This window comes from Kitasatospora sp. NPDC127035, from assembly GCF_042726075.1.
Taxonomy (GTDB): Bacteria; Actinomycetota; Actinomycetes; order Streptomycetales; family Streptomycetaceae; genus Kitasatospora.
Map to the genome: position 1 here is coordinate 77,008 of NZ_JBHXDN010000026.1, position 26,712 is coordinate 103,719.

Here is a 26,712-nt window from a genome sequence, read left to right on the forward strand (position 1 = left end):
CCATGGCAGTCCAGCCCCCGCCCGCCGATCAGCGGATCGTCATCGAGAACGCCGCGATCGCCACCGTCGACGCCCGCGACACCGAGTACACCCGCGGCCACGTGGTCATCCTCGGCAACCGCATCGAGTCGGTCGGCGAGGGCCCCGCCCCGCAGTGGCTGGACAACGTGGTGCGCCGGATCAACGCCGAGGGCCACCTCGTCACCCCCGGCCTGGTCAACACCCATCACCACTTCTACCAGTGGATCACCCGCGGCCTGGCCCAGGACGACATCCTCTTCGACTGGCTCGTCGCCCTCTACCCCACCTGGGCCCGGGTCGACGACCGGCTCGTCCACGCCGCCGCCCAGGGCTCCGCCGCCGCGCTGCTCAAGTCCGGCTGCACCACCGCCGCCGACCACCACTACGTCTTCCCGAAGGACGGCGGCGACATCCTCGGCGCCGAGATCGAGGCCGTCCGCGAGCTGGGCCTGCGGTTCACCGCGCTGCGCGGCTCGATGGACCGCAGCAAGAAGGACGGCGGGCTGCCCCCGGACCACGCCGTCGAGGAGCTCGACACCATCCTGACCGCCTCCGAGGAGGCCGTCGACCGGTACCACGACGCCTCCTCCGACTCCATGCTGCAGATCGCCCTCGCGCCCTGCTCCCCGTTCTCGGTCTCCACCGAACTGCTGCGCGAGTCCGCAGTCCTGGCCCGCCGCAAGGGCGTCCGCCTGCACACCCACGGCTCCGAGACCGCCGAGGAGGAGGCGTTCTGCAAGCAGCTGTTCGGGATGGGCCCGACCGACTACTTCGAGTCGGTCGGCTGGCTCGGCGAGGACGTCTGGATGGCGCACTGCGTCCACATGAACGACTCCGACATCGCCAAGTTCGCCGAGACCGGCACCGGCGTCGCCCACTGCCCGTCCTCCAACGCCCGGTTGGCCGCCGGCATCGCCCGCGTCCCCGACATGCTGAGGGCCGGCGTACCGGTCGGCCTCGGCGTCGACGGCACGGCCTCCAACGAGTCCGGCGAACTGGGCACCGAACTGCGCAACGCGCTGCTGATCAACCGCCTGCACGGCTCCCCCCGCGCGCTCACCGCCCGCCAGGCGCTGCGGCTGGGCACCATGGGCGGCGCCCGGGTCATCGGCCGCCAGAACGAGATCGGCTCGGTCGAGGCCGGGAAGCTCGCCGACCTCGCCCTCTGGAAGCTCGACGGTCTCATGCACTCCTCGATCGCCGACCCGGTCGCCGCCCTCACCCTCGGCGCCCTGCCGCCGCTGTCCGTGCTCTTCGTCAACGGCAACGCGGTCGTCGAGAAGGGGCAGTTGACGACGGTGAACGAGGACCGCATCGCCCGGGCCTGCGCCCGCGCCGCCCGGGAGCTCGCCGCCCGGCCCGTCTGACCCCGCCACCGGGGCGCGCCGTCCGCCCCGCACGAGCACCACACCTCCGAACTCCGGGCCGCCCAGGGACGGTGCGTCACCCGGACTCCGCCGGTCGCCCCCTCGGGGGCTCCCGGCGGACCGCCGCCCCGGACCCACGGCGAGGGTCCGGGGCGGCGGCGTGCCCGTCTCCGGGCGAGCCCGCACCGGGGCCGGGGGCGGGGTCGGGCGGGGGCGGGGTCGGGCGGGGGGCGGCCGAGTGCCGACGGGCCGGCGACCACGTCCACCGCACCGTACGGGACGGCCGAAAAGGAGCCGCCCCCTGCTCCAACACGGCAGAGGGCGGCAGGCGTTGCGCCGGGTAGCCTGGGGTTTCAGCCCAGCAGGGGAAGCGCGGGGAGGGTCAGGAACTCCTCGAACTCCTCGGCCAGGGCGACCTGTTCGAAGAGCTGGGCGGCCTCGCGCCAGCGTCCGGCGGCGTAGGCCTCGGCACCGAGTTCGGCCCGGAGCCCGGCCAGTTCCTCGGCCACCAGGAGGCGCACGAGGTCGGCGGTGGCCTTCTCCCCGGTGTCGGCGAGGACGACGTCGTTGTGGATCCACTGCCAGATCTGCGAGCGGGAGATCTCGGCGGTGGCGGCGTCCTCCATCATGTGGAAGATGGCGACCGCGCCCACGCCGCGCAGCCAGGCCTCGATGTAGCGGACCCCGACCTGGACCGCGTTGTGCAGACCCGCACGGGTGCAGCTGCCGCCGGCGCCCGCGACGTCCAGCAGGTCGGCGGCGGTGACCGGTCCGGCCGGCCCGGGGTTCTCCTTCTGGTGCGGGCGGTCGCCGAGGACGGCGTCGAAGCAGGAGCGGGCGACCGGGACGAGGTCCGGGTGGGCGACCCAGGAGCCGTCGAAGCCGTTGCCCGCCTCGCGCTCCTTGTCGGCGGTGACCTTCACCAGGGCGGCCTCGTTGACCGCGGGGTCCCTGCGGCTGGGGATGAACGCGGCCATGCCGCCGATCGCGTGGGCACCGCGCCGGTGGCAGGTCCGGACGAGCAGCCGGGTGTAGGCGGCCATGAACGGCGAGGCCATGGTGACGCTGTTGCGGTCCGGCAGGATGAAGTGCTCGCCGGCGTCGCGGAAGTTCTTGACGATGGAGAACAGGTAGTCCCAGCGGCCCGCGTTGAGCCCGGCGGCGTGCTCGCGCAGCTCGTAGAGGATCTCGTCCATCTCGAACGCGGCGGTGACGGTCTCGATCAGGACGGTGGCCCGGACGGTGCCGTGCGGGATGCCGAGTTCGGCCTGCGCGTGGGTGAAGACGTCGTTCCAGAGCCGCGCCTCCAGGTGGCTCTCGGTCTTCGGGAGGTAGAAGTACGGACCGGAGTTCGGGTCCCCGCCGCCACGGGCGAGCAGCCGGGCGGCGTTGTGGAAGAAGTAGAGGCCGAAGTCGAGGAAGGCGCCGGCCACCGGTTCGCCGTCGACCAGGAGGTGGGTCTCGTCCAGGTGCCAGCCGCGCGGGCGGACCACGACGGTGGCCAGCTCGGCGGCGGGCCTGAGCGTGTAGGCCCTGCCGGCCGGGGAGGTGAAGTCGATCCGGCCCTCGAAGGCGTCGATCAGGTTGAGCTGACCGCCGACGACGTTCTCCCAGGTCGGGGAGGTGGCGTCCTCGAAGTCGGCGAGCCAGACCCGGGCGCCCGAGTTGAGCGCGTTGATCACCATCTTGCGGTCGGTGGGGCCGGTGATCTCGACCCGCCGGTCCTGGAGCGCCCGGGGCGCCTCGGCGACCTTCCAGTCGCCGGCGCGGACGGCGGCCGTCTCCGGGAGGAAGTCCAGGGTGCCGGTGCGGGCGATCTCGGCACGGCGCGTGCGGCGGCGGGCGAGCAGCTCGCGACGGCGGTCCTCGAACGCGCGGTGCAGGCCGACGACGAAGGCGACCGCCTCCGGAGTGAGCACCTCCTCGGCCCGGTGGACGCGCGGACCGGCGACAGTGACGACCGGAGCGGCGGGAGAGGCGCCGGGTCCCTGATCTGTAGCCATGAGCAGGACACTCCTAAGACAGTTGATCCTTGAGACGGTTGATCGGCAGGTGATCCGAACCCCGGCAAGCGGAGGACTTGATTCTGTAAGGTGGAGACTAGTTTCCGCGATACAGAATTTCAACGGTTTGTTGAGGAGATCGCCGAGACTGTACCCCTCCCCCGACAGCGAAGGAAACGCCGGTGGCCCCGACCTCCGACAGCCCGTCCGACAGAGCCTCCGACCGGGCCCCGGCCCCGGCCCCGGAGCGCGCCACCGGCGGCGTGCAGTCCGTCGAGCGCGCCTTCCACCTGCTGGAGGCACTGGCCGACTCCGGCGGCGTGGCGACGCTCAGCGAACTCTCCGCCTCCTCCGGTCTGCCCATGCCCACCATCCACCGCCTGGTTCGTACCCTCGTACAGCAGGGCTATGTCCGCCAGGACACGGCGCGCCGCTACACCCTCGGCCCGCGGCTCATCCGGCTCGGCGAGACCGCCGGGCGGCTGCTCGGCAGCTGGGCCCGTCCCTACCTGGCCGAGCTGATGGAGGCCACCGGCGAGACGGCCAACCTGGCCGTGCTGGAGGGCGGCGAGGTGGTGTACGTCGGGCAGGTGCAGTCGCGGCGCTCGATGCGGATGTTCACCGAGGTCGGCCGCCGGGTGCAGCCGCACTGCACCGGGGTCGGCAAGGCGCTGCTGGCACAGCTGCCCGAGGAGGAGGCGCGCGCCGTCCTGGGCCCCAACCCGCTGGCCGCCCACACCCCGCACACCGTGACCGACCCGCAGGAGCTGATCCGCCAGCTCGCCGAGGCGCGCGAGCGCGGTTACGTGGTGGACGACCAGGAGCAGGAGATCGGGGTGCGCTGCATCGCGCTCGCCGTCCCCGGCGCGCCCACGCCGACGGCGCTCTCGGTCTCCGGACCGGAGGCCCGGGTCCGGGCGCTGGAGGAGCAGGCCGGATCCGCCTCGCTGGTGCCGGTGATGCACGAGATCGCGGCCCGGCTGGGACAGGTCCTGGCCCCCTGACACCGCCCCGCCGGAGGCCCGGCCAAGGCGCTGTCGGAGGCAGTGCCGGAGGCCGACCGTGCGGGACGTCGGAGCCGCCGCCCTCCCCTGCCCGGGTTCGCCCGCCCGGGCGACCCGAGGGCGGGTTGGCCCGGCCGCGGCGGACGGGTCGGTCACTGTGGATCGGGACGTGCCCGCGACGGCGCGGGGCGCACGAACGCAGAGGCAGGGTGAGCGGCGATGTCGCGCAGAGGGTCCGTACGGGGTTTCCTCGGAAGGTCGCTGACGGTGGGGTCCGCGCTGGTGGCGCTGGCCGCCGGACCGGCGTGGGCGTGTCCCGACGCCGACGCGACGGCGGGCACCGACCCGGGCAAGGAGAGCGCGGCGACGGCACCCGCGGCGCCCGCGACGCCCGCCGTCTCCGACTCGGACCTGGCGGTGGTCCGGCTGGACCCGGACGCCGCCGCGCCCGGCGGCACCACCACGGTGCACGCCTTCATCAGCAACACCGGCCCGGAGCGGACGGCCTCCGCGTTCACCGTCGTCGTCACCCTGCCGGAGGGGGTGACGGCCGAGGGGCCGTTCTTCCCGGAGAACTGCTACGAGTTCCAGAACGGCCACCGGGTGCGCTGCACCTTCCCGGCCGGGCTGGGGGTGTACCGCAGCGCGACCGCCCTGATCCCGGTCAGGCTCGCCACGACCGTCCCCCTCGGCAACCTGGAGGGCGGCTACGTCGCGGTGCGCGGCGACGACGACCACAACGAGGCCAACAACCGGCAGCCGTTCGCGATCGAGGTCGTGCAGACCGCCTGAGACCGCCCGCTCCTCCGGGAGCGGACGGTCTCGGGGCCGGTCCTAGCGGTAGACCCGGACGTAGTCCGCGGCGAAGGTGATCGGCGCGGTGCCCTGGGGCGCGGGGTGGTACTGCCCCGCGCTCAGGGACAGGTTGAGGATCAGGTACGCGGACCAGGTGGTGCCGACGCCCTTGCCGTCCGAGAAGACCTTGACCCCGTTGACGTACCAGTCGACGGAGGTGGCGCCGTAGTGGGTGCCGATGGTCACCCAGCCGTCCTTGGCTATCGCCTTGGCGTCCGTGTAGTACAGGTGACCCGGCTTGACGTGGTTGGTCAGCTCCAGCAGGTTCGGGTTGTCGGGGTGGTACTCGAAGGTGTCGATCTCCCCGTTGCCGTTCTTCCAGGTCCACAGCGCCGGCCAGGCGCCGGTGCCGGCCGGGAGCTTGACCCGGGTCTCGGCGTAGTCGCCGGTCTTCACCTGGAAGCCCTCACCGGAGTACTCGGTGGTGAGCAGCCCGGTGTCCCAGGACTGCTTGCCGTTCTCCAGCTTGTTGGCGCCCGGCCTGGCGGTGAACGTGGCGGCGCCGCCGCCGACGGTGACGTTGTTCTTGTTCAGCCAGTCGAGCTTGTTGTCGTCGGGGTTGTGGTTGCCGTAGCGGTAGGCGCTGCTGCGGTCGCCGGTCCAGCGGGAGCCGTAGGCGATCGGGCCGCTGAACTCGTCGGACCAGGTGAGCTTCTTGCCCGCGACGGGGGCACCGGTGGCGGGGGGCGTCGTCGGGCTCGTGGTGGGGGGCGTGGTGGGGGGCGTCGTCGGCGACGGGGTGGGGGTCGGGCTCGGCGTGGCGGTGGCGGAGACCACCAGCTGCCGGGAGGGCAGGTTGTGCCAGGCACCACCGAGGTCCTGCCAGAAACCGAACTGGGTGTAGGTGCCGGCCGCCAGGGTGCGCGCACCGGTGGTGATCGACAGGCCGCTCGGGCAGATCTGCGCGTTGCTGACGTTGCCGGGGAAGTCGAGGTTGCGGCCGGCCGCGTCGCGGATGCCGACGCCGACGGTCTTGGCGGTGAAGCAGGCCGAGGAGTGGACGGCCAGCGAGGCGGTCGAGGCCTTGCCGGCGACCATGGTCGCCGGGGTGAGGGCGTCCTGGGTGACGGTGGGCGCGGTGACGGCCTGGGCTCCGGTGAGGGCCGGGACGCCGAGCAGGCCGGCGCCGGTGACGGCGAGCACTCCGGTGGCGGCGAGGGCGGCGGTGCGGCGCCGGTGGGTGGGGCGGGCGTGGCGGGGCGCGTGGCGCCGGGCAGGCCGGTGCGGGGCAGGGGGCATGGCTGGGTCCTCTACGACGCCTGCGAGGTGAGCTGTCGGGTTCGGGCTGAGGTTGCCCGGCCGCCCGGGGAGCGGCTTCACCCCTAGCCGCGGTCCGGGCGCGGAGGCGCACGGACCGGGCACTGACCTTGGGTCCCCCGCTCCCGTCCGCTGTGGTGCTCGGGTGCCGACCGGCGGGTGGACAGGACTCGGCGTCCCGACGGCGGGAGTCCGCGACAGCGGACGCCCCTGCAGGCTAGGCAGGCCGCCGGGGACCGGACAACCTCGCACGGACGGTTGTCGCGCAGGTCACAGACCCGGCGTCCGCGGATGATCAACGCGCCTGCGGAGTTGATCAGTTGGGAGGAAGCTACGGATCAGGCCCCGGCCGGGACCCTCCGGTCCGGGGCGGCACCGGCGCCGCGCTCCCGAGGAGCACCGCGGCCCGGTCGAGGAGGGCCGCCCGGAAGGACCGCCCGGGAGGGCAGGTTCCCCGACCGGTGGCGGGGCGGAGCGGGAGGCGGCCGGCAGGAGGGCGCGGCAGGAGGACGTCCGGTGCGGGGCCCGGCCCGTCGGCCCCGGCCCCGTGCCCGAGTACGCCGCGAAAGACGGGGCGGTCGGATAGGTTGGGGATCCAACCGCGCCGGAACCGTCCGGACCGCACCGGGAACCGCATGAGAGACGAGGACCAGCCCCACCATGACCGCCCCCCTGCCCGGCTTCGCCGGCCGCACCTTCCTGTTCCAGGTCGACAACGGCGCAGCCTTCCGCAACGCCTACTCGGCCGACGGCAAGCGGCTGCGCTGGGAGGGCCTCGGTGAGTCGGCCGGCCAGTGGGAGGACGTCGCCCTGCACGTCGCCGAGGTCGGTCCGCAGCTGTACTTCGTCAGCTGGACCGAACAGAGCGGCATCACCGTCAGTCACGTCATGGACCTGGGCCGGATGACGGTCCGCGCGTTCTGGACGTACGAGGGCGAGGGCGGCCGGGTCGGCGAGCTGCACACCGGCACGCTGCAGTCCGTGGCCTGACGGCCGCCTGTCGGCCCCGGGCCACCGGGGACGTGCCGGCCGTCCTGGCCGCCTGCCGATCGGGCCCGGTGGTCAGACCGTCCGGCCGGGAACCACCAGGTGCTGCGAGATCCACTCCAGCGAGGACGGGAGCAGCCTGCTCCAGGTCTCGAAGTTGTGGCCGCCCGTCTCCAGCATGCTGTAGGAGACCTTCATCGGGCTGCGCGTCGCGGCCACGAACGCCTCGGTCTCGCGACGGTAGTCGCCGTCGCCCTCCTTGGTGCCGGCCAGCAGCACGGCCACCTCGGGCTGCGGCAGGTTCTTGAGGCGCCACATCAGGTCGGCCTCGTTGCGGCGCTGCTCGCTGCCCTTGAAGAGGTCACCGGTGGTCGGGTCCTCGGCGGCCCGGTAGTAGCCGGAGAGCGAGACGGCGGTCGGGTAGACCTCCGGGTGGCGCATGGCGAGCTTGAGCGCGCAGTAGCCGCCCGTCGAGTTCCCCATGAACGCCCACGCCCGCGGATCGCCGGAGACCCGGTAGGTCGCCTGGATCGCCGAGGGCACGTCCTTGGTGAAGTACGTCTCGGACTGCGGGCCGCCCGGGACGTCCTCGCACTCGGTGTCCTGCGGCAGGGCCGGCGAGGGACGCACCAGCACCAGGACGGTCGGCTGCATCCGGCCCTCCTGGAGCAGCTTGAGCGCCGCGCCCGGGTAGTTCAGCCGGGTCACGAGGTTCTTGGCGATGCCGGGGAAGCCGGTGCTGACGACCAGCGCCGGGAACTGCTTCTGCTCGTACTCCGGCTGGAAGTACTGCGGCGGCAGGTAGACGTAGCCCTCGGTGGAGAGCCGGGTGGTGGCACCGTCGATGCGGATCTCACGGATCTCGCCGGACTGCTCGGGGTCACGGCCCAGTGCCCCGCCGCCCTTGACCTCGGCGTGCCCGATGGTCTCGACGCGCAGCCGGCCGGAGGCGTCCGCCTTGTTGTGGATGACCACCGGACCGCTGTCGCCGGTGCCCAGCAGGTCGTCCCAACTGCTGTAGAAGGCGAAGTAGTTGTTGGCGACCAGGCCGAGCGCGGCGAGCACGGTGAGCTGCGTCGCGCACAGCGCGCCGATCCGGCCGAGCACCGCCTGCCAGGTCCGCTTCGACAGTCTCGGCCACAGCCAGACCGTCCCGGCCATCGCCGCGACGGCGATCAGGACGGTCAGTGCCAGCACCTTGTGGCTCGTCAGACCCATGTCTTGTTTGCTCCCACGCCTCGTACTCCCCCGCCCCCGGGGGAAGGACACCCGGGAGGGCCGCCCCGGTTCCCCGTTCACAACGGGGGCCGTCGCCGGGGCGCGACCACCCACCCTAGCGGTCCGAAGCGGTGCCCCGGACCCGCCGACCAGCGGTCATCGCCTCGGTCTCCGGGAGGAGACGCCCGCCGCGCGTACGGGCCGGCCTCGCGCGGGAGGGCCCGGCGAAGCACGCTCCGGACCACGGGAAGGGCGAGGGCGCGGTGGGGCGAGGGCCTCCCGCACGGCGCCGGGACCACGCTCGGACGGCGCCGGGAAGTCCGGGCCGGTTGTTCCGCCTGGGCCCGCGTCAGCTGACGCGGGCCCAGAGACCGAGGCCCGCGGTGAGCTCGTGCATGCAGCGGGCGCCGAGCTCCCGGGGCGATCCGGGGCCGGTGGCCGCGGCCCCGGAGACGGCCCACTGCTCCAGGGCGACCCGGATGGCGGTGGTGGCCGCCGCGGCGGCGAGCCGGATCTCCAGCACGTCGGTGCCCTGCGGACAGCGGGCGGCGATCGCCAGGTGCAACCGCTGCTCGGAGTCGGCGTGCACCCGCTGCCACACCGAGGCGAGGCGGGGGTCGCGGAGCAGGTCGCGGGTCCACTGCATGGCCTCGACGGCGTCGTCGTCGGGCGGCGTCAGCGACTCGGCCGCCGAACGTTCCAGGGCCTCGCGCACCGGCAGGCCGGCCGAACCCTCGGCGAAGAGCCGCACCCAGCGCTCGCCGCCCGCCGCGAGCAGCGGGGCGACGGCGTCCTCCTTCTCCGAGAAGTAGCGGTAGAAGGTGCGCAGCGAGATGCCCGAGGCCTGGGCGATCTCCTCCGCGGTGGTCGCCTCGGCCCCGCGGGCGGCGAAGAGCGCCGCGGCGGCGCGGGCGATCTCCAGCCGGGTGCTCTCGCGGCGGCGCTGGTTGAGGGTGGGGCGTCCGGTCACGGGGTCAGGCTACGCGGACGGCGGGCCCGGTGACACGTTGCGCCGCCCTGGCACGGGAAGACGGCAGGGCGTGGCCGGTCGATGTGACGCGAGGAGCACAGGTGACGCGTCACGCCTTTTTGGCACGACGTGCCACATGGGCGTACGGTGCCAGTGAGGTCGCGAGACCACGAACGGAACGGAGTACCACCATGGAGCGCTTCAACGGACGGAACGTCCTGGTCACCGGCGGCGGCTCGGGCATCGGACAGGCCACCGTGCACCGGATCCTGGCCGAGGGCGGGCGGGTCGTCGCCGCCGACGTCAACGGGACCGGCCTCGGGGCCACCCTGGAGCGGGCGACCGCCGACGGCACCGCCGACCGCCTCACCACCGTGGTCCTGGACGTGTCGGACGAGACCGCCGTCCGGACGGGCGTCGCCGAGGCGGTGGCAGGACTCGGCGGGCTCGACGTCCTGGTGAACGCCGCCGGCATCCTGCGCTCCTCGCACACCCACGAGACCAGCCTGGAGTTCTGGAACAAGCTGGTCGCGGTCAACCTGACCGGCACCTTCCTGATGACCCGCGAGGCCCTGCCCGCCCTGCTCGCGGGCGGCCGGGGCGTGGTGGTGAACTTCAGCTCCACCTCCGCGACCTTCGCCCACCCCTACATGGCCGCCTACGCGGCGACCAAGGGCGGCATCCAGTCCTTCACGCACGCGATCGCCGCCGAATACGCCAAGCAGGGCCTGCGTGCGGTCTGCGTCGCACCCGGCAGCATCGACAGCGGCATGACCCACGACCCGGGGCTGCCCGCGGACGCCGACCTCGGCCTGCTGGCCAAGCTCTCCCCCGCCCTCGGCCAGGGCTTCGCCGGACCGGAGACGGTCGCGGGCGTGATCGCCATGCTCGCCTCGGAGGACGGCGCGTTCGTCACCGGGACGGAGATCCGGATCGACGGCGGCACCCACATGTGAGGCGTGGCGCCGCCTGGGGCCCGCCCGCACCGACCGCCCGCGTCGGCCGGGCGGGCCCTCCGGTCGCTCAGGCCGCTCCGGTCGCTCAGGCCGGCCGGCCCGGCCCGAGCCACTCGGCGGCGAAGGCCCGCGCCGGGTTGGCGGTGAGAAGCCGGTGCGGAAGATCGGGGCCGAACGCCCGGGAGAGCCGCGGCGCCAGGGCCGTGAGCAGGTGTGCGGGACCAGGGGCGCGGCGGGCCGAGCGGGTGGTGGTGTCACCACCGAGGAGCAGCCGGTCGCCGTGGCCCGCCTCCACCACCGCGGCGACGGTGTCGAAGAGGTGGTGGTCGGTCGCGTGGTGGGCACGGGAGGGACCGTCCAGGGCGAGGTACGCGCCGGACGCGGCGAGCTCCCGGTGCAGCCGCAGGTCGGGGTGGCGGTTGAGGTGGCCGAGGATCACCCGCTGCGGCCGGACGCCGTGGCGACCGCAGAGCAGATCGAGGACCTCGGGTGCGGCGGTGCCGAGTTCGTGGTGGACGGCGATCGGCGCGCCGGTGGCGTGGTGCGCCTCGGCGGCTGCCGCCATGACCCGGCGGGTGTGCGGGCCGAGCCCGTGGTACTCCCCCGCCACCTTGATCAACCCGGCCCGGACCCCCTCGGGGGCACCCCGCAGTCCGACGGTGAGCTCGGCGACGAACAGCCCCGCGAGCCCGTCGTAGCGCCGTTCCAGTTCCGCCGGGTCGTAGTGGACGGCCTGGTGGAGGCCGGTCGCGGCGACCAGGTGGACGCCGGTCGCCCGGGAGAGGGCGGCGAGCTCCTCGGCCCGCCGCCCCATGCCGAACGGGGTCCACTGGACCAGCGCCCGCCCGCCGGCCGCGGTGAAGTCGCGCAGGACCGCTTCGGCGGCGGTGGGGTCGTCGAGCTCCTCGCCGGGAAGCAGCGGGCTGCGCAGGAAGAGGTGGTCGTGCGCGTCGCAGACACCGAGGTCGACGGGGTCGAGGTCGCCGAGGACGGTGCGGACCGAAGGGCGCGTGGTGCTCACGGCGCCCCGGCCCCCGCGGCGGCGGCGTCGTCCGCCTCGGCGAAGGTCGCGGCCGCGACGCGCAGCCCGGCCAGGGCCTTGGGGACACCGACGTAGGGCGCGAGGTGGACCAGGACCTCGGTGATCTCCTCCCTGGTCAGACCGATCCGCAGGCTGTTGCGGACGTGGTCGGCCAGTTGCGGTTCCACTCCGCCGAGGGCGGTGAGGGCGGCCAGATTGGCGACCTGGCGGTCCCGCAGGGCGAGCCCCGGGCGCTGGTAGGTGCCGCCGAACAGGGTGGTCACGATCCAGTCGGGGAAGCCGGGCGCGAGTTCGTCGAGCGGGCCGAGGGTGCCGGTCCGGGTCCGCGGGTCGGCCAGCCGGTCCAGCAGGGCGTAGCCGGCGGCGCGGTCGAACGGGGCGGGAACGAGGCCGGCGGCGGTGACGTCGGCCGGGACGGAGCCGGTGGCGGTGGGGCCGGTGGCGGTGAGGCCGGTGGCGGTGTGGCCGGTGGCGGCAGGGCCGGTGGCGGCGGGATCGGCGAGGTCCATCGGGAAGGGCGGTCCTTTCACCAGTGGCGGCCGACGGGCAGCCGGTCGAGTTCGGGGCTGGACAGGTGGTGCACGCGGTAGCGGGTGCCGGGCGCGTCCTCGGGGGCGGCGCGGAGCCAGAGGGCGATGTGCAGCAGTTCCCACCGCCCCGGGTCCACGGCGACGGCCGCCGTGTGCAGGTCGGGGTGGTCGGGCAGTTCGGCGAGCGCCCGTTCGACGGCCTCGGCGGGGTCGGCGTCCTCGGGGAGCCGGTAGAGGCGGCGGGTGGCGGCGGCCGGGGTGCCCGGCGCGCCGCCCCGGCGCAGGCCCGCGCCCAGCCAGTGCCGGACGGCGGGCCGACCGAAGTCGGCGCTCAGCCCTCGGAATCCCGGGCCCCAGAGGAAGCCGTTCATGCCTTCGGCCGTGCGCCAGAGGTAGAACGGCGCGTACTGGTTGACGGGCGACCCGTCGAGGCCGCGCTCGCGGACCAGATAGGCCTTGAGTCCGAGACCGGGGTGGCCGTCGAGGAGGTGTCCCCTGGTGGCGATCCGCCGGTGGACGACCGTCATGTCGTAGTCGGCGGGGAGGGTGATCTCGTACTGCATGGCGTGCACGGGCGGACTCCCCGGGGGTCGGCGGAACGCGGGCGGGTGCGACGCGGGCGGGACGGCGGTCCTGCGGCCCCGTTCAGCCGGCCCGGTGCGCGGCGAGCAAGGCGGTGACACCGCGCACGGCCCGCTCGAACGGTTCGGCGCTCTCGGCGGCGCGGGCGAGGACGTAGCCGCCCTGGACGACGGCGACCACGGCGGCGGCGAGGTCGGCCGGGTCGGCGGCGGAGCGGAGCTCGCCGGTCGCCTGCCCCTCGGCGACGACCTCCGCGATCCGGCCGCGCAGCCAGGTGAAGGTCTCCTCGACGGGGGCGCGCAGCCGCGGGTCGGCGACCACCTCCGGGTCCTGGGCCATCCGGCCGATCCGGCAGCCGCGCAGGACGTCGCGCTCGCGGTTCAGGTAGGCGGCGATCCGGTCGCACGCGGTGCCGGGAGCCGCCAGGTCGGCCTCGGCGACGGCGCGCATCTGCTCGGCGCTGCGGCGCAGGGCGGCGGCCGCGAGGTCGGGCTTGCCGTCGAAGTGGTGGTACATGCTGCCCTGGCCGACGCCGGCGCGCTGCTGGATGGCCTTCGGGCTGGTGCCGACGTAGCCGCGCTCCCAGAGGAGCTCCTGGGTGCTCTCGACGAGACGGTCCTGGGTTGCCATGACGATCACGGTACCCACCGGCGGGCGCGATGTACATACCAGTAGGTACAGAACCCTCGGGAGGCCCGAAGGCCCGGAGACGCCCACGGGCCGTGGGCCGCCCCCCGGCGGTCCACGGCCCTGCGAGATCGTCGTCCCCGGCGGGGCCGGGCGGCATTCACCGCAGGACGGTGGCGCGCATCACTCCGCACACCGCCGGGCGTCACGGAGCGTCACGCCTGCGGCCGGACGGACGGCAGCTCGCGCCGGATCACGGGGGCGACCTCGCTCGCGAACAGCTCCAGCTGCTCGTGCTGGACGTCTTCGGTGAGCGCGTCCACCCCGATCCCGACCACCTCGTTGCCGAAGGCCTCGTGGTAGCGGTGGATCTTCTCGATCACCTGCTGCGGGCTGCCGACCAGCGCCGAACCGCGCTCCAGCGCGTCCTCCAGCGACTCGAACGGCGACTTGTTGTGCCGGCCCGCCGCCGAGTCGAACAGGGCGTCCCAGTACGGGCGGAACCCCTCCACCGCGTCCTGCGACCGCTCGGCGATGAACAGCCCGCCGAACCCGGTCCCCACCCGGGCGTCCTCGGGGGCGCGGCCGTAGTGCTCCCAGCGCTCGCGGTAGTGGTCGACCAGCGCCTTGTACTTCGGCAGCGGGTGGAACGCGTTCGCGGAGAACAGCGGGTCGCCGTAGCGGGCCGCGAGCTCGGTGGACAGCGTGCTGGTGGCGCTGCCGTGCCAGACCGGGATCGGGGTCTGGTAGGGGCGCGGCCAGGTCGTGACCTCCTTCAGCGCCGGCCGGGTGGTGCCCTCCCAGCTGACCCCCTCCTCCCGCCAGAGCCTGCGCAGCAGGCCGTAGTTCTCGGCCAGCGCGTCCCACTGGCGGTCCTCCGGCAGGCCGAACAGGTCGAAGTGGCGCGGGTCGTTGCCCTTGCCGATGATCAGTTCGAGCCGCCCCCCGGAGAGCTGGTCGACCAGCGCGTAGTCCTCCGCGACCCGCACCGGGTCGAGGACGGAGAGCACCGTGACGGTGGTGAACAGCCTGATGGTCAAGGTGCGGGCGGCGATGGCGCTCAGCAGCACGGGCGGCGCCGGGGAGAGGAACGGCTCACCGTGCCGCTCCCCCACCCCGTAGCCGTCGAAGCCGAGCCGCTCGGCGGTGACGGCCTGGTCGATGACGTTGTGCAGCTTCTCGGACGGGGTGCGCTGCACGCCGGTGACGGGGTCGGGCCCGTTGGACACGAGGGACGAGACGGTGAACCGCACGACGGTCTCCTTGTTGACGTTCGATGGGGTGCCCGTCGGGACCGCCCGGGAGCGCCGCCGGACTCCGGGCTCCGGGGTCCGGGCTCCGGGCTCCGAGGTCCGGAGGGCCGGGGATCCGGCGACGCTCAGGAGGTGCGCGGGGCCCGGGACACCGGCGGCGTCGGCACCGGTGGGTTCACCGGGGCCGGAGCCGGGACGGGGGTCGGGGGCGGGGTCGGACGGCGGCCGGGGTGCGGCTCGACGGGGCCGGACGGCCGGCGCGGCAGCCCGGCGCAGCGCACCACGGACGGTCGCTCACGCCGGGGCAGCACCGGGAAGGGGGTCACGCCGGAAGCCGGAGCTCCGGCCGGCTCAGCGCGAGGTGCTGCGGGAACGACAACAGCGAAGGAGGGTGGTACGAACGGACATCCGGCTCCCCCTTCGTCTCGCACACACACGATCCACCGCGAGCATAGGCACCGGTCAGGAGCGAGGCAAGGGTCGCCGGGCGAGCAGCGCCACGGGCTCGGCAAGTCCCTCGGCCGAACGCCCCCGGCCTGGCAGGATGTCCGGCATGAGCTACCTCGCCGCGGATGACCGCTATGCCTCGATGACCTACCGCCGGGCCGGCCGCAGTGGCGTGCTGCTGCCGGCCGTCTCCCTGGGCCTGTGGCACAACTTCGGTGACGCCCAGCCACTGGACGTCCAGCGGGCGGTGCTGCGCCGCGCCTTCGACCGGGGCATCACCCACTTCGACCTGGCGAACAACTACGGCCCGCCGTACGGCAGTGCCGAGCGCAACTTCGGCCACCTGTTCGCGCAGGACTTCCGCCCGTACCGGGACGAGCTCTTCATCGCCTCCAAGGCGGGCTACGACATGTGGCCCGGCCCGTACGGCGAGGGCGGCAACCGCAAGTACCTGCTGGCCAGCCTCGACCAGTCGCTGGACCGGATGGGCCTGGACTACGTGGACGTCTTCTACTCGCACCGCTACGACCCGGACACCCCGCTGGAAGAGACGATGGGCGCGCTGGCCTCGGCCGTCCGGGCGGGCAAGGCCCTGTACGCGAGCATCTCCAACTACCCGGCGGAGCAGCACCGGGAGGCGGTGGCGATCCTGCGCGACCTGGGCACGCCGGTGCTCCTGAACCAGTGCCCGTACTCGATCCTCAACCGGTCGGTGGAGGACGGGGTACTGAACGCGGTCGGCGACACCCAGACCAGTCTGATCGCCTACTCCCCGCTCGCCCAGGGTCTTCTGACGGACCGCTACCTGTCGGGCGAGGTGCCGTCCGGTTCGCGGATGTCGGTCGGGCACTTCCTGAAGGAGGAGGCGCTCACCGGGCGGAAGCTGGAGCAGTTGCGGGCGCTGAACAAGGTCGCGGAGCGGCGCGGCCAGACGCTGGCGCAGCTGGCGCTGTCATGGGTGCTGAAGGACCCGCGGGTGGTCTCGGTGATCATCGGGGCCAGCAGCGTGGCGCAGCTGGACCAGAACATCGACGCGCTGGCCGGCGGTCCGCTGACGGCCGAGGAGCTGGCGGAGATCGACTCGCTGAGCGGCTGAACGGCCGAGGAGTCGAGCGGCTGAGCGGTCGGGCGGCGGCAGGCGACGCGCCCGCCGTGGCGCCCGACAGCGGCACCCGGTCGGTCACTGGTGCGTGACCGACCGGGTGCCGCTGTCGTTGGACCGTCCGTACGCGACCGTCGAGACACCCGGGAGCCACCGTGCGGACCTACCTGCTCAGGGCCGTCGTCCGTTTCGCCCGCCAGTTGGCGCTGACCTCACCGGTTCCGTTCCCCCTCGGACCGGGCGCGCTACCGCCGGTTGACACCCAGGGCCGGTAGCACCGTCTCGGCGACCCGGTGGGCCTCCTCCAGCAGTGGATTGCCGGAGAGGATGAAGGTGTCCACCCCGAGCGACTCGAACTCCTGGAGCCGTTCGACCACCTGGGCCGTCGATCCGACGACCGCCGTCCCCGGGCCGGGACGGAACAGGCTCATCCCCGGCCAGAGGTTGGGGTAGACCTCCAACTCCCGCGCCCGCGCCGGGACCTTGCCGCCGTGCTGGCGGAACTGCCGCTGCCAGCCGACCCCGTCCTCGCCCCGCGCGTCGCCGAGCTGGCGGGCGTAGGTGGCCTCGCCGGTGACGTCGAGCAGCCGGTCCGCGGCGGCCCAGGCCTCGTCCTCCGTGTCACGGACGATCAGGTGCAGCCGCAGCCCGATCCGCAGCGTCCGCCCGTGTGCGGCGGCGCGCTCGCGGACCAGGTCGAGCTTCTCCTTGAGGAGGTGCGGCGGTTCGCCCCAGGTCAGGTAGACGTCCACGTGTTCCGCGGCCATCTCGATGCCGGGCGCCGAACTGCCGCCGAACCAGAGCGGGATGCCGCCCGGCTGGACGGGGGTCAGCTCGCGCAGGCTCGCACCGGCGTTCTTCAGGTCGTAGAACTCGCCCTTGTGGTCGAAGACCTCGCCGGCGGTGAGCCGCTTGACGATCGACCAGTACTCCGCGCTGAGCCGGTAGCGGTCGTCGTGCTCGACGTGCAGGCCGTACTCGCGCAGCTGGGCGGTGGACCCGTTGACCACGTTGAAGCGCAGCCGCCCGCCGTGCAGGTGGTCGAAGCTGAGCGCCATCTTGGCCAGTAGGGTCGGCGACACCAGCCCGGGGTGAACGGCCAGCAGGGGCTTGAACGCCGGTGTGGTCGCGGCGGCCAGCGCGTTGCCGAGGTCCCAGACGTCGTAGAGGTCGGTCGCCAGCAGCGCGCCGGTGTAGCCCAACCGCTCCACGCTGCCGGCGAGTTGCTGGAGGTAGCGGAGGTCGACCGGGCGCCGGCCGGCCGGCTCCCACGGGTAGTGGCCCTCGCGCGGGATGATGTACCAGAGGAACTCGGAGGCCATCGGTCAGACCGCCTTGGCGAGCGCGGCGGCCACCGGGGCCTCCAGAGCGGGAAGGTGGGCGTCGGCGACGGTCACCGCACGGTCGATGAAGCCGACGCCGTGGAAGATGTCGGCCGCCTCCTGCTGCTCGGTGACGAATCCGGCGGTGGCGGGCTCAAGCCGCCACGGCAGCACGGCCAGCGCCGCCTCCCAGTCCTCGGCGCTCCCGCCCAGGTCCTCGGCGGCGATCGCGGCCGCCTCCGGCAGGTGGGCGGCCACCCAGGCGTCCGCACGGCTCAGGGCGGCACCGATCGCGGCGACCACCTCGGGGCGGTCGGTGGCGAAGTCCCGGCGGGTGAAGAAGACCGAACGGTCGGTGATGACGTCGCCGGTGCGGATCAGCTCGCGGAACCCCCCGGTGCGGCGGGCGGCGGCCAGCTCGGCGCCCTGGGCGATCCAGCCGGCGATCTCGCCGTCGCGCAGCCGGCGCGCCTGGTCCTCGCCCGCAGCCGGGCGGACCGCGGTGATGTCGGTCGCGTAGGAGAGGCCCTCGGCGTGCAGGGCCTTCGCCAGCAGGTGGGTCTGCCAGGAACCGATGCCGAGGACGACGGTGCCGCCCCGAAGGTCACCGACGGTGTGCACCGGCCCGTCGGCGCGCACCAGGAGTGCGCCGTGGTCCGGGCGGGGCGCCGAGACCGCCGCGTACACCAGGTCGTGGCCGGCGGCCTGGGCGGTGACCGGCGGGGTGGAGCCGGTGCCGCCGAAGTCGATGGTGCCGTCGGCCAGCAGGGCGCCGGTGCGGGTGCCGTCGGCGTAGTGGTGGAACGCGCCGGTCTCACCGAGCGGGGCCAACTCCTGCTCCAGGTAGTCCAGTCGGGACAGGTAGTAGAGGGAGGGGTTGCTGGCGTGGACGCCGAGGGTGATGGCCATGGGGATCAGCTCCTGTGGTGCGGGCGGTGCGGGCGGGTGGTCCGGGCGGGGCGGGGCGAGCGGTGCGGGGCGGGCGTGACGGGTGGGTGCTCAGTGCACGCCCAGGTCGGCCAGCAGGCCCCGCCGCAGCTCGGCGAAGGCCGGATCGGCCGGGTCGCGCGGGTGCTCGACGGCGACCCGCTCGTCGCGGACGAGCTTGCCGTCGCGGAGCACGGCGACCCGGTCGGCCAGCCGGACGGCCTCGTCGACGTCGTGGGTGACCAGCAGGACCGCGGGGCGGTGACGGCGGACCAGGTCGCCCACCAGGTCCTGCATGCGCAGCCGGGTGAGGGCGTCCAGGGCGGCGAACGGCTCGTCCAGCAGGAGGAGCTGGGGCTCGCGGACCAGGGCGCGGGCGAGCGCGACCCGCTGCGCCTCACCCCCGGAGAGGGTGGCCGGCCAGGCGTCGGCGTGCCGCTCCAGGCCGACCTCGGCGAGCGCCTTCAGGCCGGTCTCCCGGGTGGCGGCCCCCCGTGGCAGGCCGACGGTGACATTGGCGAGCACCCGCTGCGAGGGCACCAGGCGGGGCTCCTGGAAGACCACCGTCCGGACCTGCGGGACGAGCACCGTTCCGGCGTCGGACCGGTCCAGAGCACCGAGGATGCGGAGCAGGGTGGTCTTGCCGGTGCCGCTCGCGCCGAGCAGGGCGACGAACTCGCCGCGGGCGATGTCGAGATCGACCCCGTCGAGGACGGCCCGGGTGCCGAACACCCGGCGCAGGCCCCGGAGGTGGACGGCCGGGGTCTCGGCGGGTGCGGGCCCGTCGGCCGGGGCGCTCCCCGGGGTCGGGGCGGTGCGGGTGGTGGGGACGGTCGGGGTGCTCATCGGCCGGCTCCTTGGGTGGCCTTGCGCCAGGGCATCAGGTATCGCTCCAGGAGGCGGACGACGCCGTCGGCGGTGAGCCCCAGCAGTCCGTAGATCAGGATGCACACGGCGAGGACGTCGGTGCGGGAGTAGTTCTGCGCCTGGGCCATCAGGTAGCCGATGCCCTCCGTCGAGTTGATCTCCTCGGCGGCGATCAGCGCGATCACGCTGAGGGTCATGGAGAGCCTCAGCCCGGAGAGGAGTGAGGGCAGCGCGCCGGGCAGGACGACGGTGCGGACGATCGCCCAGCGGCCGAGGCCGAAGCTGCGCATCGCCTCGATCAGCTTGCGGTCGCTGTTGCGGACCCCGCCGGAGGTCGACACGTACATCGGGAAGCTGGTGGCGACACCGATCAGCGCCACCTTGGCGGTCTCGGTGATGCCGAACCAGACCATGAACAGGGGCACCAGGGCGAGGAAGGGAACGGTGCGCAGGACCTGCACCGCCGAGTCGAGCAGTTCCTCGCCGAGCCGGAAGAAGCCGGTGACCACACCGAGCACCAGGCCGACGGTGGCTCCGAAGAGCAGGCCGAGACCGGCCCTGGTGAGCGAGACGGCGAGCGCGTCGGTGAGTTGGCCGTTGCCCCAGAGCTCGCCGACCGCCTCGGCCACCTGGGCGGGTGAGGCGAGCACGTCCTGGGTGAGGGCGCCGGTGGCGGAGGCCAGGGCCCAGCCGCCGAGCAGGGCGACGGGGCCGAGGGTGCGCAGGACCAGGGCGAGGGCGCGGGGGCGCGGGGTCTGGAGGCGGGTGCGCGGCTCGACCAGGCCGGCCGCGCGGGCGGCGGCCGTGCCGGTGCCGGTGCCGTGGTCGGTGCCGGTGCCGGTGCCGGGCCCGCCGCCCTCGGGCCGGCCGTCGACGGCGCCGGCCGGGCCGGAGGCGTTCTTGGCCGTGGCACCGGTCGGCGCCTGGGTGGTGGCGGTCACTTGGCGCCGTCCGCGAGCTTGCTGATGTCGATCAGGTAGGGCTTGACGTCGACCTGCTCCTTGGTGACCTTCTGGTCGGCGAAGAACTTCGCGACGGTCCCGAAGCGGGTGATGTCGGCGTCGCCGATGACGTCGGCGGTGGCTCCCTGCCTGCCGACGTTGACCGCGACCTCCTTCTCCGCGGGGGTGACGGCGGTCGGACCGGAGTCCGTGAAGACGTTGAGGTAGGCGGCCGGGTCGGCCTTCTCCTTGAGACCGTTGTCGTGCAGGTAGGTGTAGAAGGCCTTGACCACCTCGGGGTGCTTGTCGGAGAAGCCGTTGCGGACGGCCCAGACCGCGTAGTTGTCGGAGCCCACCTCCTTGCCGTTGACCAGGAAGTGCGAGCCGGAGTTGGCGATCGACGGGGTGGAGAAGGTGTTCCAGGTGGCCCAGGCGTCGACCTGGCCGGAGTTGAAGACGCCCGAGGTCTGGTCGGCCCGGAGGTAGACCCGCTCGACCTTGTCGGTCGGGACGCCGTTCTTCTCCAGCGCCTTCAGGAGGAGGTACTCGCTGGTGCCGCCCTGGCTGACCGCGACCTTCTTCCCGACCAGGTCCTGCACGGTCTTCACCGGGGAGTCGTTCTTCACCAGGATGCCCTCGCCGACCCCGTCCGGCGCGGTCTGCGCGAACAGCTTGAAGCCGGGCTTCTGGGCCAGTGCGGCGACGGCGGAGGTGATCGAGCCCTGGGCGACGTCGAGCTGGTCGGCGGAGAGCGCCTGGGCCGCGGGGGCGAACGGGCCGGCGCTCCCGGTCCAGGCGACCTTGGCGTGGACGGCGGCGAGCGCCTTGTCCAGCGAGCCGTCCTTCTTCCCCAGGGCGAGGAAGCCGTTGTTGCCCGGGTCGGGTACGCGGAGGACCACCTCGGCCTTGCCGCCGTCGGCGGAGGCCTTGGCCCCGTCGGCGGACGAGCCGCAGGCGGCCAGGGCGGTGGTGGCGAGCAGTGCGGTGGCGGCGAGCGCGAGGCGGGAGGGGTTCACGGGGTCGACTCCTGAGGAGAGCGGGGCTGACGAACGTTCGAAGGCCGTCGGCGGGCGGCCGGGGGAAGGCCGGGGGCGGGACAGCGGGGGGGGAGCGGTGGGGACTGCGGGGCCGGGGTTGACGGACGGCCGGTGGCGGCGGCCGTCAGCCGTCCGCGCCGCGGCGGGCGGCGAGCAGGGCGCGGGCGGCACGGAGCGGTTCGGGATCGGCCCAGGCGCGGACGTCGACCGGGGCCTCCAGGAAGCCGTGCCGGTGGAGGAACCGTTCCTGCTGCTCCAGCAGGCCCAGCCGCTCCTCGGAGAGGTCGAGGTGCAGGGTGCGGTGACTGCCCGGCGCGTACGCGCCGGCCACGCCCTCCTCCCCCGCGCCGGTCTCGGCCTGGAGGATGCGGCCCACCTCGGCGGGGTGCTCGGCGGCCCAGTCGGCGGCCTCCAGCAGCACCGAGAGGAAGCGTGCGACCAGGTCCGGGTGCTTGTCGAGGAGGTCCTGGTGGACGGTGATCGGGCGCGGCGTGCCGTTGTTGACCCGGGCTCGGCGGTCCGGCGCCACGTCCAGGTCGACGGCGACCTCCGCACCGATGCGCCGGGCCGCCTCCACGGCCAGCGCGCCCTTCACGTACACCGCGTCCACGACGCCGTCCCGCAGGGCGGCCAGCTCCGCGGCCCACTGCCCGCCGTCCGGGGCGGCCGGGACGTCCACCCATTCGGCATCGTCCGCGGTGAGTCCGGCGAGCGACAGCGCACCGTGCAGGCCGGAGAGGGCCATCGCCCGCCAGAAATCGATCCCGATCCCATGACGTGGGACGGCCAGGCGTCGGCCGCGCAGCTGCTCCGGGCCTGCGATGCCGCTCCCGGCCCGGACCAGGACGACCTGCCGCTCCTCGATCCAGGTGAGCCCGACCAGCCTGGTCCGCTCGCCGCGCGAACGGGCCCAGAGCGCCGGCACGTTGCCGCCCTCGCGGAACAGACCGGTGAGGGCGTGGGTGTAGTGGTGGTCGGCGGCGACCTCCGGCGGCACGTCCTGGAGCGAGCGGACGGCGATGCCGTCGGCGGCGAACTCCCGGGCGAACCGGCCCTGGTCGGCGGCGATGCCGGTGGCGGTGGGGACGGGGCAGCGGGTGAACCACAGGGTCGGCGGGGCGTCGGCGGCGGACGCCGGCGCGGTGGCGGCGGTCCTGCTGGTGGGGCTGGGCACGGTGGCGGGTTCCTCTGCGACGGGGTGCACGCGGGTGCGGCGGTGCGCGGCACGGGGCGCGCACCGGCCTTGCGGCGGCGGGGCGTAGGCGGTGGGCGCGGACGACGCGTCAGCGACAACAGGCGCAGGAGGCGGGGCACCGGTGGGTCGTCACGGCGCTGCTCCTTCCTGCGGTCCGGCGCGGTGGACGGGGCTCGTCCGGTGCGCTGCGCCGAGCGTTCCACGACGAGGGAGCCAGAGGCAAGCCTTTGCCACATCGTGGGATCACTTGTTCATGAACGGCATCCCATTGCAACGCTGTTGACACAATCCCGCAGCACGGGCTGCCCTAGTCTGGGAGCGACTCCGGTGAACCGGCCGGAGCGCCGGACAGAACGTGAGGTGCCATGGCCGAGGCCGCCACCGCCGTCCAGAGCCCACCGGCCGGCGCCCAGGCCGTGCAGCGGGCCCTCGGCCTGCTGCACTGCTTCCACGACAACGGCCCCGACCTGAGCGCCTCCGACCTGGCCCGCCGGACGGGCCTGTCGGTCTCGACCGCGCACCGGCTGGCCCGCACCCTGGTCAGCGCCGGGTTCCTGGAGCAGGACGAGCAGTCGGCCCGCTACCGGCTCGGTCCGGCCGTCGCCGAACTCGGCCAGCTCTCCTTCCACCAGCGCGGCCTGCACCTGGCAGCGCCCGAGCTGGAGTTGCTCTCCCGGCGCACCGGCGCCACCGCCGACCTGGCGATCCGCAGCGGCCCGCACGCGGTGATCCTGGTCGGCGCGTCCGTCCGCCCGGAGAGCGGGCTCGGACTGCGCCGCCCGCTGCACTCGACGGCCCTGGGCAAGGTCCTGCTGGCCTGGCCGCGCCCGGGCGAGGCCGGGGTGTCGGCGCTCGGCCCGCTGCCGCCGTTCACCGACCGGACCATCACCGAACCGGAGCGGCTGGACGAGGAGTTGGCGAAGGTCCGGTCGGCCGGGTACGCGCTCAACGACGGCGAGTCGGCGGCCGGAGTGCGCACGGCGGCCGTACCGGTGCTGGACGGCACCGGTCACGCCCGGTTCGCGCTGGCCGTCCGCTCGACGCCGGCCCACCTCACCGACGACCGGCTCGACTGGTTCCTCGGACACGCGCGCTCCTGTGCCGACGCGCTCGCCGTGCTCCTGCTCCCACCGGACCAGCGGGCCTGACCGGCCGCGGCCACGCACGTACGGGCCGGGCGTTCAGGGGAACGCCCGGCCCGTACGGCCGTGCTCGACGACTCTCGGTGGTTCTCGACGGCCGCCGACGGCTGTCGACGGCCGGCCCGCACCGCACGCACCGCGGGACACGGCGCCCGGCACGGAGCGGGTGAAGCACGGCGGATCCGGCACATCTCAGGGGCGGTTCACGCCACCGGGGTGTACTTGTAGCCGACCCGACGGACCGTCACGATGCTGTCCCGGTAGGCCACGCCGAGCTTGCGGCGGAGCCGGGCGACGTGGACGTCCACCGTCCGGCCGTCACCGACGTGGCCGTAGCCCCACACGGCGGAGACCAGGTGGTCGCGGGTGTGCACGCGCTGCGGGTGCTCGGTCAGGTGCGCCAGCAGCTCGAACTCCAGGTAGGTGAGGTCGAGCAGCCGGCCGTCGACGTAGGCGTTGCGCCGCTCCACGTCCACGGCGATGCCGCGGCCGGCGGGCCGGACCGGGCGGACGGCGGCGGACGCGGCACCGGCCGGTGCGACGCCGGCGACCGGGGAGGCGGTCGGCGCCGCGGGAGCGGGGACGCCCGCGCCGGGGACCGCACCCGGGACGGCGCCGGCGGCCGACGCGTTCTCGGCCGGGACCAGCACCAGGTACCCGACCATCGGGTGACCGGCGGCGGCGCCGAACTGGGCACCGTACTGGGCCAGCAGAGCCTGCGGCAGCGTGCCGTGCGGCAGCGCCGCGACGACCGCCGCGCCTTCCGGCAGGGCCGCCAGCAGCGCCTGGGGCGGCACCGGGACCTGACCGAGCTGCGGGACGTCCGACCCGTACGACGGGTGCGGGACCGACGGCGGAACCGCGGCCGCGGAGGGGGCGGACTGGGCGCCCGCCGCACGCGGCGGCACCGGCCCGCCGTGCCATCGTTCGCCGTTCGAGGGGACGGAGCGGACCGCGCGCAGGTGCGGGGTCGCGGCGGGGAGGGGAAGGGTGGCCGTGGAGGAAGAAGACATGATGCCGCTCATTTCGCGCGTGACGGACGGGGTGGAGTCGTCTGCGCGTCGACCGGGCGTGCTGCCGAGAACTGACCCGAGGTCAGCGGAGGGAGAGCCGGGACGCGCTGGGCGACCCCGGACACGTCTGGTCGAACAGGTGCGGCTGCCGGGACGGCCAGAACGGCTGGAGGTCGAGGCGACGACCTCTGCTGCTGTCCGCGACGTGGTTCATGCGCCCATTCAACCATGTGAACGGACCGTTGCACCGCTCCGTCCGGGCAGCCCCGACCGCACGGGCGGTCATGGCGGCAGCTGCCGGAGGAAGGGCGGGACGGGATCGGTTCACTGGTGCTCTCCGCGAAGCGGGCAGGGTTGACGGCGGCCCACAGGACGGCTGTCCGGTGCTGCCGGGTCGACGAATTGATGGACCGTCAGATTCCGCGGAGGGGCCTGCGGTGCGGACCCTGGCGGGACGCGCGGACCGGGAGGTTCCTCGGAAGGACGACGACGGGTACGGCGACGGCTGGCAGGGTCACCGACAGCAGGCGCTGCAGATGAGCGCGTGGTCGATGTAGCGCCGAACGGTCAACGCCGGAGTGACCGGGGCCGGGGCGGGCGCGGCTGCTGCGTATCGCTGCTCGAAGCTCACGACACTGCCCTCCCCCTCTGGATCACGGTGCGTCCGCACGGCTCGTGCGGCACTGCGCCGCACGCGTTGCGTTCGCCGGTCGAGGCGTCCCGGCAAGGGGCCGGACGGCCTTCGTCGACAGAGCCTTCCATGCCCGGGCGGTCAAGGCAACCTACCCGGCCAAGATCGTCCGACATGTGGACACGAGAATGAGACACGGCCGTCACCGAGGCGTCACAAGTCCCCCGCCGGACCGCCTCAGTGCCCGGCGGGCCCGGCGGACCGGCGGCGGACGGCGGCGTGCTCGACCAGCGCGACCAGGATCTCCTTGCCGTCCTCGCGGAGGCGGGCGTCACAGAGCACGACCGGGATGTCCGGGTCCAGGTCGAGGGCGTCCCGGACCTCCTCGGGGGCGAACACCTCACTGCCCTCGAAGCAGTTCACCGCGACCAGGAAGGGGATGCCGCGCTGCTCGAAGAAGTCCACCGACGGGAAGCAGTCCGCCAGCCGGCGGGTGTCGGCGAGCACGACCGCGCCCAGCGCACCACGGGCCAGCTCGTCCCAGACGAACCAGAACCGGTCCTGGCCGGGCGTGCCGAACAGGTAGAGCGCGAGTCCGGGCTTGAGGTCGATCCGGCCGAAATCCATCGCCACCGTGGTGGTGCGCTTGGTCTCCACCCCGGCCGTGTCGTCCACCGGGCGGCCCAGTTCGCTCAGCTCCTCCTCGGTGCGCAGCGGACGGATCTCGCTGACCGAGCCGACGAGGGTGGTCTTGCCCGCGCCGAAACCGCCCGCGACCAGGATCTTCACCGCGACCGCCGGGCCGCCCCGCCACCGCGGGTCGCCGGACTGCGCCGCGGGCGCGGCCCGGCCGGGGGCGGAGCCGGGGACCGGGGCGGCGGCGGTCACGGGGAGGTCAGAGCGCACGGAGTCCATTGATCACGTCTCGCAACAGGCGCTCGTCCGGCAGCTCGGCGAGCGGAACGGGTCGGGTGACGCTGATCAGCTCGGCGTCGTAGAGGTCGCCGAGCAGGACGCGCACCACGCTGACCGGCAGGTCGGTGTAGGAGCCCAGTTCGGCCACGGAGAGCGGCCCCCGGCGGCACCAGGCCAGGATGGTCCGGTGCTCCGGGTCGAGCACGTGCGCGGGCACGGCCCCCGCGGCCGGAGCGGGATCGGCCGCGGTGACCAGCGAGATCAGGTCGAACAGGCCGTCCTCGACCGGCCTGGTCCGGCCGCGGGTCATCGAGTACAGCCGCACCACCGGGCCGGCGTCGTCGTCGAACCAGCGGTCGTCGACCGGGGTGCGGGGCCGGAACAGGTCGAGATCGGACGGGTCCGCACCCGGGCCGTCGTCGACCGCACCGCCGTCGGCCGGACTGCCCCCGGCCGGACCGCCGTCGACCCGGCCGCCCGGGCGCGGGTCGCCGGAATCCT

26 protein-coding genes and 1 riboswitch are annotated in these 26,712 nt (G+C 74.1%); of the genes, 7 read left to right on the plus strand and 19 right to left on the minus strand.

The window, feature by feature from the left end; genetic code table 11:
* Nucleotides 1-2: 2 nt before the first annotated feature.
* Nucleotides 3-1,388, plus strand: a complete 1,386-nt coding sequence (locus ACFWIC_RS19605) for an 8-oxoguanine deaminase (RefSeq protein ID WP_380519563.1) — start codon at nucleotides 3-5, stop codon at nucleotides 1,386-1,388.
* A gap of 353 nt (nucleotides 1,389-1,741) precedes the next feature.
* On the opposite strand, the gene aceB is transcribed toward ACFWIC_RS19605, so the two are convergent.
* Complete coding sequence (aceB, locus tag ACFWIC_RS19610) at nucleotides 1,742-3,391, minus strand: malate synthase A (RefSeq protein ID WP_380519564.1); 1,650 nt, start codon at nucleotides 3,389-3,391, stop codon at nucleotides 1,742-1,744.
* Between the two features lie 182 nt (nucleotides 3,392-3,573).
* Here aceB and ACFWIC_RS19615 point away from each other — a divergent pair, with 182 nt between their 5' ends.
* Nucleotides 3,574-4,395: an IclR family transcriptional regulator gene (locus ACFWIC_RS19615; protein ID WP_380519565.1), complete on the plus strand. Its 822-nt coding sequence runs from the start codon at nucleotides 3,574-3,576 to the stop codon at nucleotides 4,393-4,395.
* Nucleotides 4,396-4,662: 267 nt separating this feature from the next.
* Complete coding sequence (locus ACFWIC_RS19620) at nucleotides 4,663-5,187, plus strand: hypothetical protein (protein WP_329950512.1); 525 nt, start codon at nucleotides 4,663-4,665, stop codon at nucleotides 5,185-5,187.
* Nucleotides 5,188-5,229: 42 nt separating this feature from the next.
* On the opposite strand, the gene ACFWIC_RS19625 is transcribed toward ACFWIC_RS19620, so the two are convergent.
* On the minus strand, nucleotides 5,230-6,489 hold the full coding sequence (locus ACFWIC_RS19625) for a hypothetical protein (RefSeq protein ID WP_380519566.1): 1,260 nt from the start codon (nucleotides 6,487-6,489) through the stop codon (nucleotides 5,230-5,232).
* A 9-nt stretch (nucleotides 6,490-6,498) separates the two neighbouring features.
* A riboswitch (cyclic di-AMP (ydaO/yuaA leader) is annotated at nucleotides 6,499-6,647 on the minus strand.
* Between the two features lie 520 nt (nucleotides 6,648-7,167).
* Between ACFWIC_RS19625 and ACFWIC_RS19630 the strand changes: the two genes are divergently transcribed.
* Complete coding sequence (locus ACFWIC_RS19630; RefSeq protein WP_329880511.1) at nucleotides 7,168-7,497, plus strand: MoaF N-terminal domain-containing protein; 330 nt, start codon at nucleotides 7,168-7,170, stop codon at nucleotides 7,495-7,497.
* A gap of 72 nt (nucleotides 7,498-7,569) precedes the next feature.
* Here the strand turns inward: ACFWIC_RS19630 and ACFWIC_RS19635 are convergent, their stop codons facing one another.
* Together ACFWIC_RS19635 and ACFWIC_RS19640 are read right to left on the minus strand one after the other, a co-directional pair.
* Nucleotides 7,570-8,712: an alpha/beta hydrolase gene (locus tag ACFWIC_RS19635; RefSeq protein WP_380353351.1), complete on the minus strand. Its 1,143-nt coding sequence runs from the start codon at nucleotides 8,710-8,712 to the stop codon at nucleotides 7,570-7,572.
* A 349-nt stretch (nucleotides 8,713-9,061) separates the two neighbouring features.
* Complete coding sequence (locus tag ACFWIC_RS19640) at nucleotides 9,062-9,682, minus strand: TetR family transcriptional regulator (RefSeq protein ID WP_355406053.1); 621 nt, start codon at nucleotides 9,680-9,682, stop codon at nucleotides 9,062-9,064.
* Between the two features lie 191 nt (nucleotides 9,683-9,873).
* Here ACFWIC_RS19640 and ACFWIC_RS19645 point away from each other — a divergent pair, with 191 nt between their 5' ends.
* Complete coding sequence (locus tag ACFWIC_RS19645) at nucleotides 9,874-10,638, plus strand: SDR family NAD(P)-dependent oxidoreductase (protein WP_380353354.1); 765 nt, start codon at nucleotides 9,874-9,876, stop codon at nucleotides 10,636-10,638.
* Nucleotides 10,639-10,723: 85 nt separating this feature from the next.
* Here the strand turns inward: ACFWIC_RS19645 and ACFWIC_RS19650 are convergent, their stop codons facing one another.
* The 5 genes from ACFWIC_RS19650 to ACFWIC_RS19670 form a co-directional block, all read right to left on the minus strand.
* Nucleotides 10,724-11,659 (minus strand): phosphotriesterase, encoded by a 936-nt coding sequence (locus ACFWIC_RS19650; RefSeq protein ID WP_380519567.1) that lies wholly within the window; start codon nucleotides 11,657-11,659, stop codon nucleotides 10,724-10,726.
* A complete protein-coding gene (locus ACFWIC_RS19655) occupies nucleotides 11,656-12,189 on the minus strand; it encodes a carboxymuconolactone decarboxylase family protein (RefSeq protein ID WP_380519568.1) in 534 nt (177 codons plus the stop codon). Before ACFWIC_RS19655 ends, ACFWIC_RS19650 begins: the two co-directional genes overlap by 4 nt.
* A gap of 17 nt (nucleotides 12,190-12,206) precedes the next feature.
* Nucleotides 12,207-12,782 (minus strand): DUF4865 family protein, encoded by a 576-nt coding sequence (locus ACFWIC_RS19660; RefSeq protein ID WP_380353362.1) that lies wholly within the window; start codon nucleotides 12,780-12,782, stop codon nucleotides 12,207-12,209.
* A gap of 73 nt (nucleotides 12,783-12,855) precedes the next feature.
* On the minus strand, nucleotides 12,856-13,422 hold the full coding sequence (locus ACFWIC_RS19665; protein ID WP_380519569.1) for a TetR/AcrR family transcriptional regulator: 567 nt from the start codon (nucleotides 13,420-13,422) through the stop codon (nucleotides 12,856-12,858).
* Nucleotides 13,423-13,634: 212 nt separating this feature from the next.
* Nucleotides 13,635-14,672, minus strand: a complete 1,038-nt coding sequence (locus ACFWIC_RS19670) for an LLM class flavin-dependent oxidoreductase (RefSeq protein ID WP_329950506.1) — start codon at nucleotides 14,670-14,672, stop codon at nucleotides 13,635-13,637.
* A gap of 553 nt (nucleotides 14,673-15,225) precedes the next feature.
* On the opposite strand from ACFWIC_RS19670, the gene ACFWIC_RS19675 reads away from it, so the two are divergent.
* Entirely contained in the window at nucleotides 15,226-16,215 is a 990-nt protein-coding gene (locus ACFWIC_RS19675) for an aldo/keto reductase (protein WP_380519570.1), read from the plus strand.
* Between the two features lie 251 nt (nucleotides 16,216-16,466).
* Here ACFWIC_RS19675 and ACFWIC_RS19680 read toward each other — a convergent pair whose 3' ends face one another.
* From ACFWIC_RS19680 to ACFWIC_RS19705, 6 genes are all read right to left on the minus strand, one after another.
* Nucleotides 16,467-17,543 (minus strand): LLM class flavin-dependent oxidoreductase, encoded by a 1,077-nt coding sequence (locus ACFWIC_RS19680; RefSeq protein ID WP_329950505.1) that lies wholly within the window; start codon nucleotides 17,541-17,543, stop codon nucleotides 16,467-16,469.
* A 3-nt stretch (nucleotides 17,544-17,546) separates the two neighbouring features.
* Complete coding sequence (locus ACFWIC_RS19685) at nucleotides 17,547-18,452, minus strand: ABC transporter substrate-binding protein (protein ID WP_380362047.1); 906 nt, start codon at nucleotides 18,450-18,452, stop codon at nucleotides 17,547-17,549.
* A 90-nt stretch (nucleotides 18,453-18,542) separates the two neighbouring features.
* Entirely contained in the window at nucleotides 18,543-19,316 is a 774-nt protein-coding gene (locus ACFWIC_RS19690) for an ABC transporter ATP-binding protein (protein WP_329950503.1), read from the minus strand.
* The gene (locus ACFWIC_RS19695) at nucleotides 19,313-20,119 is read right to left on the minus strand and encodes an ABC transporter permease (protein ID WP_329950529.1); all 807 of its coding nucleotides are present in this window, start codon (nucleotides 20,117-20,119) and stop codon (nucleotides 19,313-19,315) included. The genes ACFWIC_RS19690 and ACFWIC_RS19695 overlap by 4 nt, the downstream gene beginning before the upstream one ends.
* 155 nt (nucleotides 20,120-20,274) lie before the next feature.
* The gene (locus ACFWIC_RS19700) at nucleotides 20,275-21,294 is read right to left on the minus strand and encodes an ABC transporter substrate-binding protein (protein WP_329880529.1); all 1,020 of its coding nucleotides are present in this window, start codon (nucleotides 21,292-21,294) and stop codon (nucleotides 20,275-20,277) included.
* Nucleotides 21,295-21,439: 145 nt separating this feature from the next.
* Nucleotides 21,440-22,489, minus strand: a complete 1,050-nt coding sequence (locus ACFWIC_RS19705; protein ID WP_329950502.1) for an ABC transporter substrate-binding protein — start codon at nucleotides 22,487-22,489, stop codon at nucleotides 21,440-21,442.
* A 386-nt stretch (nucleotides 22,490-22,875) separates the two neighbouring features.
* On the opposite strand from ACFWIC_RS19705, the gene ACFWIC_RS19710 reads away from it, so the two are divergent.
* Nucleotides 22,876-23,658 (plus strand): IclR family transcriptional regulator, encoded by a 783-nt coding sequence (locus ACFWIC_RS19710; RefSeq protein ID WP_329880532.1) that lies wholly within the window; start codon nucleotides 22,876-22,878, stop codon nucleotides 23,656-23,658.
* 197 nt (nucleotides 23,659-23,855) lie between these two features.
* Here ACFWIC_RS19710 and ACFWIC_RS19715 read toward each other — a convergent pair whose 3' ends face one another.
* From ACFWIC_RS19715 to ACFWIC_RS19730, 4 genes are all read right to left on the minus strand, one after another.
* Nucleotides 23,856-24,665: a winged helix-turn-helix domain-containing protein gene (locus tag ACFWIC_RS19715; RefSeq protein ID WP_380362053.1), complete on the minus strand. Its 810-nt coding sequence runs from the start codon at nucleotides 24,663-24,665 to the stop codon at nucleotides 23,856-23,858.
* Between the two features lie 82 nt (nucleotides 24,666-24,747).
* Nucleotides 24,748-24,879 (minus strand): hypothetical protein, encoded by a 132-nt coding sequence (locus tag ACFWIC_RS19720; protein ID WP_329880535.1) that lies wholly within the window; start codon nucleotides 24,877-24,879, stop codon nucleotides 24,748-24,750.
* Nucleotides 24,880-25,533: 654 nt separating this feature from the next.
* A complete protein-coding gene (locus tag ACFWIC_RS19725; protein WP_380362055.1) occupies nucleotides 25,534-26,211 on the minus strand; it encodes an ATP/GTP-binding protein in 678 nt (225 codons plus the stop codon).
* Nucleotides 26,192-26,521 carry a DUF742 domain-containing protein gene (locus tag ACFWIC_RS19730; RefSeq protein WP_380362063.1) on the minus strand — a complete coding sequence of 110 codons (330 nt, stop codon included), beginning with the start codon at nucleotides 26,519-26,521 and terminating at the stop codon, nucleotides 26,192-26,194. The genes ACFWIC_RS19725 and ACFWIC_RS19730 overlap by 20 nt, the downstream gene beginning before the upstream one ends.
* Nucleotides 26,522-26,712: the final 191 nt, after the last annotated feature.

Excerpts from the sequence above, each read along its gene's own strand:
- ACFWIC_RS19675 (WP_380519570.1), top strand. The coding sequence starts at position 15,226 with ATGAGCTACCTCGCCGCGGATGACCGCTATGCCTCGATGACCTACCGC.
- ACFWIC_RS19655 (WP_380519568.1), bottom strand. The coding sequence starts at position 12,189 with ATGGACCTCGCCGATCCCGCCGCCACCGGCCCTGCCGCCACCGGCCAC.
- ACFWIC_RS19685 (WP_380362047.1), bottom strand. The coding sequence starts at position 18,452 with ATGGCCATCACCCTCGGCGTCCACGCCAGCAACCCCTCCCTCTACTAC.
- ACFWIC_RS19625 (WP_380519566.1), bottom strand. The coding sequence starts at position 6,489 with ATGCCCCCTGCCCCGCACCGGCCTGCCCGGCGCCACGCGCCCCGCCAC.
- ACFWIC_RS19630 (WP_329880511.1), top strand. The coding sequence starts at position 7,168 with ATGACCGCCCCCCTGCCCGGCTTCGCCGGCCGCACCTTCCTGTTCCAG.
- aceB (WP_380519564.1), bottom strand. The coding sequence starts at position 3,391 with ATGGCTACAGATCAGGGACCCGGCGCCTCTCCCGCCGCTCCGGTCGTC.
- ACFWIC_RS19690 (WP_329950503.1), bottom strand. The coding sequence starts at position 19,316 with ATGAGCACCCCGACCGTCCCCACCACCCGCACCGCCCCGACCCCGGGG.
- ACFWIC_RS19715 (WP_380362053.1), bottom strand. The coding sequence starts at position 24,665 with ATGTCTTCTTCCTCCACGGCCACCCTTCCCCTCCCCGCCGCGACCCCG.
- ACFWIC_RS19605 (WP_380519563.1), top strand. The coding sequence starts at position 3 with ATGGCAGTCCAGCCCCCGCCCGCCGATCAGCGGATCGTCATCGAGAAC.
- ACFWIC_RS19720 (WP_329880535.1), bottom strand. The coding sequence starts at position 24,879 with ATGAACCACGTCGCGGACAGCAGCAGAGGTCGTCGCCTCGACCTCCAG.
- ACFWIC_RS19725 (WP_380362055.1), bottom strand. The coding sequence starts at position 26,211 with ATGGACTCCGTGCGCTCTGACCTCCCCGTGACCGCCGCCGCCCCGGTC.
- ACFWIC_RS19710 (WP_329880532.1), top strand. The coding sequence starts at position 22,876 with ATGGCCGAGGCCGCCACCGCCGTCCAGAGCCCACCGGCCGGCGCCCAG.
- ACFWIC_RS19665 (WP_380519569.1), bottom strand. The coding sequence starts at position 13,422 with ATGGCAACCCAGGACCGTCTCGTCGAGAGCACCCAGGAGCTCCTCTGG.
- ACFWIC_RS19635 (WP_380353351.1), bottom strand. The coding sequence starts at position 8,712 with ATGGGTCTGACGAGCCACAAGGTGCTGGCACTGACCGTCCTGATCGCC.
- ACFWIC_RS19680 (WP_329950505.1), bottom strand. The coding sequence starts at position 17,543 with ATGGCCTCCGAGTTCCTCTGGTACATCATCCCGCGCGAGGGCCACTAC.
- ACFWIC_RS19645 (WP_380353354.1), top strand. The coding sequence starts at position 9,874 with ATGGAGCGCTTCAACGGACGGAACGTCCTGGTCACCGGCGGCGGCTCG.
- ACFWIC_RS19730 (WP_380362063.1), bottom strand. The coding sequence starts at position 26,521 with ATGACCCGCGGCCGGACCAGGCCGGTCGAGGACGGCCTGTTCGACCTG.